Source organism: Bdellovibrio sp. HCB185ZH (assembly GCF_047302455.1).
Taxonomy (GTDB): domain Bacteria; phylum Bdellovibrionota; class Bdellovibrionia; order Bdellovibrionales; family Bdellovibrionaceae; genus Bdellovibrio.
Map to the genome: position 1 here is coordinate 2772069 of NZ_CP178624.1, position 12603 is coordinate 2784671.

Sequence of the window (12603 nt, forward strand, 5' to 3'; positions counted from 1 at the left end):
CTTAGTTTTGTCCCAACATCGTTTTAACGAATGTCGGCAATGAGAACGCTGCAGTGTGCAGGTCTTCGTTGTAGTACTTCAAGCCCTTCGCTTTGGCGAATTGGCGCGCGTTGTCTTTGTTGAAGTCCGTCGCCGGGTGAGCAGAACCCTTCACACCCATTTGCAAGCTCCACATACCTGATGGGTACGTCGTTGCATGGAACAACATAGTGTGGACGCTGCTTGCGCCGAAAATGCCTTTTAGGCACTTATTAAGCTCAACGAAGGTGCCTTCATGGAACATTGGAGATTCACCCTGAGTGATCACCATGCCGCCATCTTTCAATGCTGTCTTGCAGTTTGCGTAGAACTCAGCGGTGAACAAGCCTTCGGCTGGTCCTACTGGGTCCGAACCATCAACGATGATAACATCGTAAGAGTTTGGTGCAGCGTCTTTCACGAACTGAATGCCGTCACCGATAATAAGATTCAATTTCGGGTTGCCGAATTCAGATGCGATTTTCGGCAAGTGAAGTTTGGAAGCACGAACAACTGCTTCATCGATTTCAACCATCGTTACTTTTTCAACGTCATATTTGAAAAGTTCACGAATAGTTCCGCCGTCGCCACCGCCGATGACCAGAACATTTTTAGCTTTACCGTGAGTCTGCATCACCGGGTGAGTGATCATCTCGTGATAATGGAATTCATCGCGCTCTGAACACATAACCATGTTGTTGATCGCCAGGAATTTTCCGTGAGAGTAAGAATCCAAAACGCGAACGCGTTGGAACGGATTTGTTTCATCAAACAATACTTCGCCCGTATAACGCAAAGACAAAGCTTGGTTTTCGTCTTTGTCAGTGAACCAAACATTGCGCTCGATTTGCACGCCTTTGGACAAATCGAAAGAAGGCTTTTCGCGCATTGTTTTTGGTTTGAAGTCGGATTTTTGGATCACGTGCAAAGAACCGCGATTCATTTCAATCGCCGAGTAATTTGCCTGGAATGCTTTTTTCAGGTGTTCAAAAGAAACCCAAGGATCAACAGTTTCGCCGCATGTGAAAAGATCCACTGCTGCGTATCTGTATTCCGGCCATGTGTGGATCGCCAAATGGCTTTCCTGGATAACAACCACACCGCTAACTCCCCACGGAGAAAAGTGATGGAATGTCGAGTTGATCACAGTAGCGCCTGCGATTTGTGCCGCCTCAATCATGCTTCTTTCGATGATAGAAACGTCGTTTAACACCTCAGCGTTACACCCGCTGAACTCAACCAATATATGGCGACCTAAAGCATTCAATTCCGTGCCCTCCAAAGTTTAAAACTGTGCTTAAAATTTAAAGGGTAAATAGGTCCTTTTGGTGTTGGGGGCAAGATAATTATGCCCGGCCTTGCCAGATAAGTTTCCTCTGCATTGTTCGTTGTCGCTGTACAGGAGTTCAGCCCGCGCCTTATCTTAGTTTTGGGCGCGGATTTCGAAGCAGACGTGAATTTTTTTGTCGTGGAAATCCTGAGGGATGCTTTCCTCGGTGATGTCGCGAACCTTGTACTGCTCTTTAATTGCAGGTGAGAGGTGAAATTTGCGTTTATTGTTCGAGAAATACAGAACTCCGCCTGGTTCCAGCATGCTCATGCACTCGTTCACAAGCAGTTCCTGATCCCGTTCGACGTCAAAGCTGTCGGTCATTTTTTTAGAGTTAGAAAAAGTCGGCGGATCCAGGAAAATCACGTCAAAAGCCGGTTTTCCCTGGTTTCGGTCCAACCACTCAAGCACATTGGCGTTGATGAAGCTGTGCTGGTCGGTAGGAATGTTATTCAGCGCAAAATTTTCTTGAGCCCAGGCCAAATAAGTCTGAGACATGTCGACTGAAGTGGTTTTTGCGCCTGCCAAAGCCGCGAATACGCTGACGGAACCGGTATAGCAGAAAAGGTTCAGGAATTTTTTTCCGTTCACGGTTTTAAAGATCTTTTGGCGCATGGGACGGTGATCTAAGAACAGACCCGTATCCAGATAGTCATAAAGATTCACTTTGAATGTCGCCTGGGACTCCTTCACCGTGAATGTTTGATCTTTTTGATCCAATTTTTCGTATTGCTTAAGGCCTTCCTGGCGTTCCCGTTTCTTAATCACGATTTTTGAGTCGTCAGCTTTGAAAAGTGCCTGCAATGCCTCAACGACATGGGGCAGGTGGTTTTTTTCGATGTCACGGCTGTCGCCTTTATCATAGATCAAAAAGTGATCGCCATAGATATCCACGATGAAGGGATATTCAGGAATATCGCGATCATAAAGTCGGTACGCTTGAATACCTGCGCGCTCAGCCCAGGCTTTTAGTTTTTTATAGTTCTTTTCAAGGCGGTTTTTGATCATTTGCATACCGCGGTTTTAGACAAAAATATTCTGATATGGTACCAATTCTTGAATGAGCGCCGAAAAAAGAGCCCGTCACCTAGCATTTTTACTCTATAAAGAGACCTTTGAGGTCGCCTTTGTGGAGTTTAAAGGCAAAGTCTATTACTCCCATTTTCCGAAAGGTTTGGTGGCGCCCTCATCTGCAGTTGTAAAACTTCTGCAGGGCCTTTTTGACCGTCATGTGGATCACAGCTTTTTTATTCTGCGCCAGCGTATTTTTACCACAGCGCAGTTGTCAGAAATGTGCAAAGGGATGATCAAAGTCGTCGCGAAAAGAGCTTCAAGTGAAATCATTCCTGAACAAGATTCGCAGTTTCTGGAAAATCTGGAATTTATAGAAATTGATTCATCGATGGCGGCGTTAAGCGCGGTCACTCATCTGAATGTTGAAAACAAAATATCTTTGACAGAGTTGAATGACCGGTTGCGAATCAATAACGCAACGACTGATGAAGAGTTGGTGCAGGCAGCCCAGGCGCTTTCCCGTCAAGTTCCCCGGGGAGATGTTTTACACGATCACGATCGAAGTATTGCCGCTCTTTTGGTTTCAAAGGACGGCGAGATTTTAAGTTACGGCGTGAATTCAAACTCTAAAAATAAAACGCTGCATGCGGAAGTTAATTTGATTCAGCGATATTTCCGCGAAAATGGCCGGAAAATTCCCACCGGTTCCGTTTTATATAGCACGCATAAACCCTGCAAGATGTGCGCAGGAATGATTTATGGTTGGATGGAAAATCCCGCGAATATCAAAGTGTATTACTCGGTGGAAGAATCAGGAGGTTTGTCTTCGCAGACGGTTTTGGATCGCCTAGGTCTTAACCAACAGCTTCAGTCATAGTAGCAAAGCACGAATTAATAGCTTTAATCAGGGTGTCTTTGCGAATCGGTTTCGATAGATGCATGTCACAACCAGCATTCAAGCTGCGTTCGATGTCTTCCGCAAAAGCATTGGCGGTGCAGGCAAAGATACGCGCGGGGCGACGGCTTTGTTCGCGCTCAATTTCACGAATGCGCATGGTGGCTTCATGTCCATCCATTCCCGGCATTTGCACGTCCATAAAGATCACGTCGAATTTTTCTTTTTCCACCAACGCCACAGCCTCAGTGCCACTTTCGGCATAAGTGATTTGATGAGCGGTTTTCTGCAGATAAATTCCCAACAAGTTGCGATTGTCATCGACGTCATCCACAACGAGCACGCGCAGGCGCTCGTCCTCGATAAAGTGGCTGATGTCGTTAAGCTGATAACGACCTTGTAAGGGATTGTGCATGCTGGTTTTACGCTCTGTTGTCGCTGGCATGGAAGCGGTGAAGTAAAAAGTACTTCCCACATTCGGTTCACTCTCAAGCCAGATCACTCCACCCATAAGACTGACGATTTTTTGAGAAATGGAAAGTCCCAATCCCGTGCCACCATAGCGACGCGTGGTTGTGGCATCAGCTTGCGTGAAGGGACGGAAGATGTCTTTGAACTTTTGTTTCGAAACCCCAATACCCGTATCAGAAACGGCAAATAATAGATTACCTGTTCGGGGAGTATTGTTAACAGAAACATTCAAAGTGATTGTACCTGCATGCGTGAATTTGATCGCGTTATTTAAAAGATTGATCAACACCTGGCGCAGTCGATCCGAGTCGCCGATATAGTATTCTTGAACATCTGGTGCGACGGAGACCTTTAGTTGTAAGCCCTTTTCTTTTGCGCGGAATTCAAGGATGGACAAAATATCCTCGATCATTCTTTGCAGGCTGAATGGCAGCATGTGCAGAATGATTTCACCTGCTTCCACTTTGGATAAATCCAAAACGTCATTGATAATCGTCATCAGCTGATAGTTCGCTCTTTGCAGAATTTCCACAAAGGATGTTTGCTGTCCGTCTAAGGGAGTTTCTGCCAAGGTATCTGTGATGCCGATAATAGAATTTAACGGCGTACGAATTTCGTGGCTCATGTTCGCCAGGAATACGGACTTGGCGTAGGTCGCTGCACGCGCTTTTGCAGCGGTTGACAATAACTCCTGATTTTTTCTCTCCAGGTTTTCTGCCAAATTTCTTTTTTCAGTGATATCAAAGGCCATGCTCAGGATTTTAATCACATCGCCGCTATCGTTTTTAACAGGCGTGTAGGAGCAATGAACCCAGATTTCTCCACCGGATTTAGCCAAGCGTTTGAACTCGCCCACTTGAGGGTTGCCTGCGCGCAAAGTATCCCATAATTCGGAATATTCTTTTTCGTGAAGTTCGTAAGCAGGCAGAAAAATGGAATGGTGTTTGCCGTGTATTTCGCTTAGCTCATAGCCCACGAGATTCAGAAAATTGCGATTGGCCCAAAGAATTTTTCCTTCGGGATCGAACTCAATTAGAGCATGGGAATTTACAAGAGCCTCGTACGCGGACTTGTTCATATCGTTAGTCTATCTGTAGAAATGCAATTAAATAAAATTACAAAAGGCTCTGGGAATTAAAGTTTTGTAATTGCGTTGTTTAGATCCGATGAGCTGAAAAATCCACCAGGCGACCTTGATCCGCAGAGTAGGTAATTTGAATCGGCTTGCAGCAGACTTCACAGTCTTCAACGTAGGTTTGACGCCCTGGCTCCGATATATCAACCAACATTGATATAGCCGTACGGCAATAAGGGCATTGAAAGAATTGTTCGATCTCGGCGTTATCAAAGCTTTCAAATTCCGGGTTGCTCATAGAATCCTCCGTGATTTTTTGTTGGGGAGGAGACTTCGCTGACTCCCACTATATAGTTCCAGTTTCCCCAGTTGCTGGCGGCATCATAGTCGATCAGCATCTCTTCAAAGTATCGTGCGCCCCAACGCCAATCCAGGCTTAGGTTTTCCGTCAGGAAGTTCGCAACGTCTTGGCGGCTGCGGTAAGAGATAAAACCTGTTTCATTCAGCTCTTTCATGCTCCCATCGATGGGATCTTTGCCCGTAGAACCTAATTTCCAGCTTTTGAAAAGTTCCTGTTGAAGTCGATCATCCACCAACGGTTGATGAGTCGGATTGGTATCCGCCTGAAACAAAAAAGGTCCAAGTTTCAGTGCGTAGTACTTGAAATAATCGCGACGAAGCAAATCCATCATCATCCAGTTAGTAGAGTCGTTGGCGGTTCGTTCGCGCTCGTAATTTCTGACTTCCCAATAAATCACTCGCGGCGAAAGGCTGCCGTTAGAAAGCCAAGGCGAAAATTTTGAACTGTCATCAAAGTGCACCCGCTCAGAGTATCCATCTTTAAAACTTCGCAGAAGATCCTTGTCCCAGATAAATTCTTTCAGTCGCGTGAGGGCTTGCAACTCTCCACCGATGAATCGGGAGGGAGTGATGAACATGCGAAGTTCGCGATTCAAATCCAATTCAAATTCATCAGCTTTGATCGGATCGGGCCATACTAAAGGAATCGGCAAAACCTTTTCAGGATGTTTTGTGCTTAAAAGAACCTGAAACTCCGCCAAGTTGTTTGGCAGATCCAGTAATGGAAAGGGCAGAGCTGATTTTTTTAAAAGTGTTCTTTGATCAAAAGGCATAATTCGATCAAGAACAATTCGGTGTGTGACTTGTTTTTCTTCCCGCAACTCTTCAGGAGTGTATTCTTCGGTATAAACCAAAGTGTCGATTTTATATTTGTGAATCAGATTGGGCAGAACTTCTTCTGGGTGAGCATAGGTGATCACCAATTTGTGACCACGATCCTCGATTTCTTTCTGCAGATTTGCCAAAGTCTCTAACAGAAACTTGCGACGAAATTTCCCGGCGCGGCTGAAATTCAGTGGATACGAATAGACGAACAAAGCTTGCTGCGCATTTTGGCAGAGCCACGTCAGTGCTTCATTATCATGTAATCGGAGATCGTTGCGGAACCAGTAAAGAGCCCTCATAAAAGAAGTATATGAGGGCCTATTTAGACGACGAACTTGATTCGTCAGAGAGTGCTATTTTGCAGGTGCCGCGGCAGCAGCGTCTGGAGTTTCGAACATAGAAGTCGCAAAGTAAGATTTGCGGAATGTGCTCCAGTTGTTTGGTCTGACAGATGCCACTCGCCAGAAGTAGTGTTTTCCAGCTTCAAGTTTTGCTACATCGAATGAAGTTGCTTTAACGTGTTGGTCATCCGCAACCAACCATTTGAAATTTGCATCAGTCGCAACTTGCACGTGGTACTCTTGCGCGTCTTTTGCTTCTTTCCATTTCAAAGTAACTGTGTCGCCTTTAACTGCAGCGAAATACTCTGGGCTTGCAAGCTCAGGTTTTGCTGGAATCGTTTGAGATTCAACTTTCATTTGTTTCGGTGGAAACAACTCGTTCATTTTTTGGCCAAGTTCTTCTTTAGTGTGGTGATTAGGACCAGTGTGACCTTCACTTGCGAAAGCAGGTGCAGTCAAAGCCAGGGTCAAAGCAGACACGATAAGAGATGCGAAGATCTTCATATAAAATTCCTTTTGTAGTCAGTGAGTTGAAAGTAAAATAAATATGGGGCGAAGAAAACCCTCTTGCGAATTTTGCTGGAGGGTGTTAAAAATCCCCTTCGGTTTTGCGGATGATCGCTCTAATAATACTCAAATACTTGATATTAGGGAGGAAAGTCCGGACTCCATATGGCAGCGCAAGGGGTAACGCCCCTCTACAGTAATGTAAGGAACAGTGGAACAGAGAGAATGTCCGGGGCATTGAGCCTGACACCGGGAACGGGAGGGTCAGGGGAGCCGCCGGAGTGAAAACAGCCAAACTCTGCGCGGAGCAAGATCAAATAGGGTGGCATTAGTAGGACGGCCAGTCCGTAGCCACCGGGTAAGATCGCTTGAGGGCGACAGTAATGTCGCTCCTAGAGGAATGATCATCCATTTTTACCGGGACAATCATGGGACCAGGTGAAAAGGACAGAATCCGGCTTAGAGCAAAACCGAAATCCCACTTTCTAAAAAACGACCGCAAAGGGGCCATTGTCTTCGTTGCTGCGTCGTCGGCGTACTGATTGTACGCCTTCCTCCTAGCGCCTTGCCACTGACCCCTTTTCGATCGTTTTTTTCTCGGTGATTTTGCTCCGTTCTTTTGGGGACTGGCTTGCAGCTCGCTTTGCTTGCTGCTCGCGTTTTTGGGGACTTTGTATAGGGTGTGTTCAGTTATTTTCCTTTAAATCTCATAGTTTGGCGGGTTTTTTGGCATTTGGATTGCTTCAATTGGGGTATTGGAGAAAACCATGTCTTTCGGTCGCGGCTTCATCGTCATTTTTGGAGTTATGTTTTTTGTCAGCTTTGCTCGGGGTCAGAGCCGTTGTGAGGCTGTTTTTGGTTTGGGGCCTTCGGCGGTTTATGGGGCGACTCGCGATGTGCTGGAGAATGAGTTCAATCGTGTTTTGACGGATTCGCAGATGGATTTGGTGGATCGCGTGGTGAATCAGCGATCTGAATTGAATTTGGTTGAGCAAAAAGATTTCTTTAAATTGTTAACGGCTATGTCTACTCATGATGTTTTGCAAAAGCGTGAAGTGGAATTGTTTTTGGATCGTAAGGTCTCTGATCAAGAGGCGACGGCTTTGCAGTTTGCTCGGGCTTTAGGGCGCACTGAAAAGGGTTTGAATGAAACTCTTCCGGGCTTTGGTGATAATTATACGAAAGAGCAGATTGCTCGCAAGGATCGTATTTTAGAACTTGCTGGCTTTTCGTTGTCAGAGCGTGTGGGGTTGCTAGGTTCAAAACTTGTGAATGATTCTTTGACTCGTTATGCGGCTGAAAATCTTTATGCTGATCAAGCGAAGGTCACCCCGGAACAGGCGACGGCTTTGAATGCGGAAGTCCTTCTGCAGATGCAGAAAATTTCTACTCTAAATCCGGGTACAGGTCGTAAGAATTCTATCAATGCTTCTGAAGCGAAATATATCTATGAAGAAGTGACTCGCAATCCAGTGACTCGTTTGTTGAATGTTAAAAAATATGATCCAAGCGGGCATTTGGGTTTTTGCTTTGGTCGTGCGATGAACTCTCACCTGGAATCTTTGCGCATGGGAGTCGACAACGCTTCTATTCGCAAAGTCTATGTTGTTGGTCAGATGAAAGCTTTGGTTGGTGATACTGTTTGGACTTTCCATGTGGCGACCGCAGTTAAAAACTCGGAAGGCGGCTGGTGGATTATCGATCCATTCTTTGGCAAAGCCGTCTCCATCGAAAAATGGTACGCGCGCATGCATAACCACGACGTCGACGGAAAGCTTCGCGTTTATGTCACTGAACCTCAGCGTTTGACGGCAGGGAAAAGTCTTCGCTATGACAAAGAACACCTGCTATCCAGCTGGTACAATGGTTACTTTAAAAATCTATTCGAATACTACGCACAAAAATCCCGCAACGAACTTCCCGCGAAGCCATGGCACATGAAGATCTTCGACAAAATCCTCTCCTGGCTCCAACTCGGCATTTAAGGTGCCAGGTCCTGTTTACGGACGCAGTGCTTCTTCCAAATGTTTTCATCGACGCCTCGGACTTTCCTCGTCTTTGCAGAGTTAATTCTGCATGCCCAGAGCCAAAGTAATCTTACAGTCAGTTTTTCCTTATAATATAAGCGCACGATGTATTAATCGGGAGTGGTTTAATCTTCCAATGCATGAAGTGTGGGAAATATTTTGTGAGGAACTCACGCATGCTTCTAAAGAACATAACTTATTGATTCATAGTTTTGTGCTGATGAGTAATCACTTTCATCTGATTGCTTCCACGCCAGATGCAAACATTAGTCAGTGTATGCAACAATTCATGTATCGATCGAGTCGGCGTTTGACAAGAGCGGGAAACAGAATCAATGAGACGTTTGCGGGACGTCATTACAAATGCATTTTGCAACACCACAACTATTATTTAAATGCCTATAAGTACAACTATCGAAATCCAGTTACGGCGGGAGCATGCGAAAAAGTGGAAGATTACGAGTTTAGTTCCTTGCGAATGAAACTAAATCTATCACCCGCAAAATTTCCATTAGGTGAAGACACAACACTTTTTTCAGATAAGAACGGAACGCTTCGATGGCTGAATTCGTGTCCTGATCCCGCGAAGCTGGAAGGCTTCAAATTCGGAGTTAGGCACCAATACTTCAAATCTAGAAAAGATCGGATTACGAACAAGCCACTCTTGGGTGAGAATGACTTGCTGTAACAAGAAACAGGACCTGGCACCTTTTAGGAGCTGGCGCTGGAGTAGGACTTCAGTGCGAATTTCCAGAACTTGTTGGTGATGTAGATCAGGATCGCTGATAGGGCTACGACCCACGCGAACAGTTCGTATGGGGGAGGTTCTAACAATGCTTTTGCCGGGACGCTGGCGATTACTCCCACGGGCAATGCTGTTAATAGCATCCATTTCAACCACGGTACGTAAATAGAATCAGGGCGCATGCCTAATCTGTAGATTTGGTACCAAATAAATTGCAGGTTTTCAGAGCGGGCGAAGATCACCGCGGTTGCTGCCATCATGAATCGCATGGAATACAAGGCGATCAATCCGCAGGGAATAAGCAGGATCAACCAGAATAAGCGCATCCATTCAAAGTCAGGTAATTGCAGCAAGCTATACACGAACCAAGTTGTGGCAATCCCGAGATTACCTATCGCCGGAGTGCAGGCTTTTTGCATGCTGATCATGAATTGCGAGTTTGCCGGTTTTGCCAAGAGCAAATCCAAATCGCCTTTTCTGACTTTTTCGGAGAATTGATCCAGGTTTTCCGACAGGATAATCATGTATAAAGCATCGACCACGAAGACCACTCCCAGGAAAACGCGCATCTGGGCCTGATTCCAGGCTCCGATCATAGGCGTGTGCAGGAACAAGACTTCAAAGGTCATAATTTGAGCGATGTACCAGAAAATATCCGTCACGATTCTAGTTAGGAAATTCACGCGGTATTCAAGATCGGCGATGAAGCTCGCTCGGAACATGGATAAATATAAGAACCAGTATTTTTTAATCACTGCCATCTTAAGCTCCCGTTCCCGTGTATGCGTTCAGTCCACGTTTCCAGATCACAGCACCGATAATGTTCACTACGACAATACCAATCGTCACTGAAATGAAGGATTGATAAACGGAGGCGATTTCCAAGCGACCCGTCAGGTAGCCAACTGGAACGTAAACTCCCGAGCTGAATGGAAGTGCGATCACGATGGATTTTAAAGGTTCAGGCATCAAATCTAGAGGAAAAAGTTCACCTGTTAATAACCACAGCGCCAGATTCTTTGCTCCCGTGAAGGAATAGATTTTATTCAAATGAAATGCGCATGCCGCAACCACGAAGCTGATCGAATGAACCAGGATCAGATAATAAAATTCGAGCGCAAAAGCCATGGGCATTCTTTCGAATTTCGTAGGCAATGCAAAGATGATGACGGCTAAAATCGGGATGACCATGGACACAATAGTCGTAATGAACTTATAACCCATCAACTGTGAGAAATAATATTCATAGTACGTCATCGGACGAGTCAGAATTGCATTGATGCTGCCTGAATCAATTTCTTGAATCATGCGGAATTCATACATCCAGCTGGTGCAAATACGCGCAAAGAAAGCGCCCCACAAGGCATAAGCCAAATAGTATTCTCTGCTGAATCCTGCGATTTCAGTTGTGGCAGCTCCACGAAATACAGCGATCCACAGCAGAATTTCAATTCCTGTTGTCAGCGCCGGCTGCAAAACAGCATCGACGAAATAATTCAGCCTGTACTCGAGATTGGAAACAATCGCGAGCTTAGCGAACGCGAGATTCCGTTTCCAAAAAACGGCGAATGACTTCTTCAAAATCGACCTCTTCATTTTGAGCTAGTTCTTGATTGGATTTAGCAACGAATTCATCCACGCTGCCTTGGTATACGATATTGCCTTTGCTGATCAGAAGTAATTTGTCAGCCAGCTGCGCGATATCATCCATATAGTGACTGGTAAGAATAATCGTCGGCGCTTTTTCCTTTACGTATTGATCCAGGAATTCACGAATCGTTTCCTGCGCCACGATATCCAAACCGATTGTTGGTTCATCCAAAAATAGAATCTGGGGTTCATGTAAAAGTGCGCCGATGATTTCCATCTTCATACGCTCACCCAAAGACAAACGGCGAAGTTGAGTGTGCAGAACGTGCGTGCACTGAAGCATCTCTGCCAAGTGGGCGACACGTTTGCGAGCAGCTGTGGGATCGAGATCATAAATTCGCGCTAGCAATGCATAGGAATCGGCGGGGGAGATGTCCCACCACAACTGATTTTTCTGCCCTAATAGAATGCTGATCTGGCGAAGGAATTCATTTTTTCTCTCCCAGGGGCGATACCCCAGGACACTCGCTTCTCCGCCAGTAGGTGTGACCAGGCCGGATAGCATTTTTAGCAAAGTCGTTTTGCCAGCACCGTTCGCGCCGACAAGTCCCACGATTTGGCCAGATTCAATTTGTAGTGTGGTTTTGTTTAAGGCTACTTTTTCCTGGTATTGTCGATTGAAAAAACCTTTCAAGGAATTCGTGAATCCCTCGGGCTTTTGGTAGCTTTTATAAACGCGGGTCAGATCTTGAGTTTCAATTACTATCGCCATTCGGCGATCATAGACTAGTTCAAGCCCAAAGAGAAGCCAGCTTGGCGGTCCTCGTCAGTAAAGAAAGTTTGGAAATCAGGGGAAACATAGCTTTCCTCGCTAATACGACCTTCCTTGCAGCTTTTCAGGGAATCTTTGCTGCCATCAAATGCGCAGTCTGAAGTATTCCAGGCTTTTTCTGAATAGCGGATTTTGAATCCAGCGACACGATCACCCTTAAAGTACACCACAGCTGAATCCAAACGTGTACGACCTGCAGAATGGAAGTCACCTTCCAGAATTGTGTCGCCCCAGATTTGCGCTTGATAGTTCGCAACTGCGCGAAGCATGTCAGTTTGTTGAGGACTTAATTTATTTAATCTTGGAGTTGCGCTGTAAACCAACATGGCAGAGTAAGGTGCTTTGCACGGACCTTGTGAGCAAGCATTCGTGAAGTGAGCGGCCTCGTCATAAAACTTGTCACCGTTCGGGCCCATGTGATCAGCAAATGCCAAAGGCGCTGAAAGACTTAAAACCGCTGCGACAACAATTTTTGCAAACATAAGCACCTCGAATGCCTAAAAGATAGGCCCAAACGAGGGAAACTTTTAATACATAGAAGAGAAGTTATTATGCAATTCATGCACGGGTATC

At 45.6% G+C, this 12603-nt stretch carries 13 protein-coding genes and 1 other RNA gene; 4 read left to right on the forward strand and 10 right to left on the reverse strand.

What is annotated here, in order from left to right:
* Window position 1 precedes the first annotated feature (1 nt).
* Complete coding sequence (gene speE, locus ACLSU7_RS13565; protein WP_413292431.1) at window positions 2-1285, reverse strand: polyamine aminopropyltransferase; 1284 nt, start codon at window positions 1283-1285, stop codon at window positions 2-4.
* A 156-nt stretch (window positions 1286-1441) separates the two neighbouring features.
* Entirely contained in the window at window positions 1442-2362 is a 921-nt protein-coding gene (locus ACLSU7_RS13570; protein ID WP_413292432.1) for a class I SAM-dependent methyltransferase, read from the reverse strand.
* Between the two features lie 46 nt (window positions 2363-2408).
* Between ACLSU7_RS13570 and ACLSU7_RS13575 the strand changes: the two genes are divergently transcribed.
* Window positions 2409-3239, forward strand: coding sequence for a Bd3614 family nucleic acid deaminase (locus ACLSU7_RS13575; protein ID WP_413292433.1), 831 nt, complete (start codon window positions 2409-2411; stop codon window positions 3237-3239).
* Here the strand turns inward: ACLSU7_RS13575 and ACLSU7_RS13580 are convergent.
* The 4 genes from ACLSU7_RS13580 to ACLSU7_RS13595 all read right to left on the reverse strand — a co-directional run bounded on the left by ACLSU7_RS13580 (window position 3217) and on the right by ACLSU7_RS13595 (window position 6833).
* Complete coding sequence (locus tag ACLSU7_RS13580; RefSeq protein WP_413292434.1) at window positions 3217-4806, reverse strand: ATP-binding protein; 1590 nt, start codon at window positions 4804-4806, stop codon at window positions 3217-3219. The two genes, ACLSU7_RS13575 and ACLSU7_RS13580, sit on opposite strands and share 23 nt — an antisense overlap.
* Window positions 4807-4885: 79 nt before the next feature.
* The gene (locus ACLSU7_RS13585; RefSeq protein WP_142701733.1) at window positions 4886-5101 is read right to left on the reverse strand and encodes a CPXCG motif-containing cysteine-rich protein; all 216 of its coding nucleotides are present in this window, start codon (window positions 5099-5101) and stop codon (window positions 4886-4888) included.
* A complete protein-coding gene (locus tag ACLSU7_RS13590; RefSeq protein ID WP_413292435.1) occupies window positions 5082-6287 on the reverse strand; it encodes a DASH family cryptochrome in 1206 nt (401 codons plus the stop codon). The genes ACLSU7_RS13585 and ACLSU7_RS13590 overlap by 20 nt, the downstream gene beginning before the upstream one ends.
* 54 nt (window positions 6288-6341) lie before the next feature.
* A complete protein-coding gene (locus ACLSU7_RS13595) occupies window positions 6342-6833 on the reverse strand; it encodes a fibronectin type III domain-containing protein (RefSeq protein ID WP_413292436.1) in 492 nt (163 codons plus the stop codon).
* A 98-nt stretch (window positions 6834-6931) separates the two neighbouring features.
* Between ACLSU7_RS13595 and rnpB the strand changes: the two genes are divergently transcribed.
* From rnpB to ACLSU7_RS13610, 3 genes are all read left to right on the forward strand, one after another.
* Window positions 6932-7314, forward strand: an RNA gene (gene rnpB, locus ACLSU7_RS13600) — RNase P RNA component class A.
* 289 nt (window positions 7315-7603) lie between these two features.
* Window positions 7604-8821, forward strand: coding sequence for a hypothetical protein (locus ACLSU7_RS13605; RefSeq protein ID WP_413292437.1), 1218 nt, complete (start codon window positions 7604-7606; stop codon window positions 8819-8821).
* 178 nt (window positions 8822-8999) lie between these two features.
* The gene (locus ACLSU7_RS13610) at window positions 9000-9551 is read left to right on the forward strand and encodes a transposase (RefSeq protein WP_413292438.1); all 552 of its coding nucleotides are present in this window, start codon (window positions 9000-9002) and stop codon (window positions 9549-9551) included.
* A 23-nt stretch (window positions 9552-9574) separates the two neighbouring features.
* Here the strand turns inward: ACLSU7_RS13610 and ACLSU7_RS13615 are convergent, their stop codons facing one another.
* From ACLSU7_RS13615 to ACLSU7_RS13630, 4 genes are read right to left on the reverse strand one after another with little or no spacing between them, the layout of a single operon-like run.
* Window positions 9575-10369, reverse strand: a complete 795-nt coding sequence (locus ACLSU7_RS13615; RefSeq protein ID WP_413292439.1) for an ABC transporter permease — start codon at window positions 10367-10369, stop codon at window positions 9575-9577.
* A 1-nt stretch (window position 10370) separates the two neighbouring features.
* A complete protein-coding gene (locus ACLSU7_RS13620; RefSeq protein WP_413292440.1) occupies window positions 10371-11189 on the reverse strand; it encodes an ABC transporter permease in 819 nt (272 codons plus the stop codon).
* Window positions 11140-11970: an ABC transporter ATP-binding protein gene (locus ACLSU7_RS13625; protein ID WP_413292441.1), complete on the reverse strand. Its 831-nt coding sequence runs from the start codon at window positions 11968-11970 to the stop codon at window positions 11140-11142. Before ACLSU7_RS13625 ends, ACLSU7_RS13620 begins: the two co-directional genes overlap by 50 nt.
* A gap of 14 nt (window positions 11971-11984) precedes the next feature.
* A complete protein-coding gene (locus ACLSU7_RS13630) occupies window positions 11985-12512 on the reverse strand; it encodes a hypothetical protein (protein ID WP_413292442.1) in 528 nt (175 codons plus the stop codon).
* Between the last annotated feature and the right edge of the window lie 91 nt (window positions 12513-12603).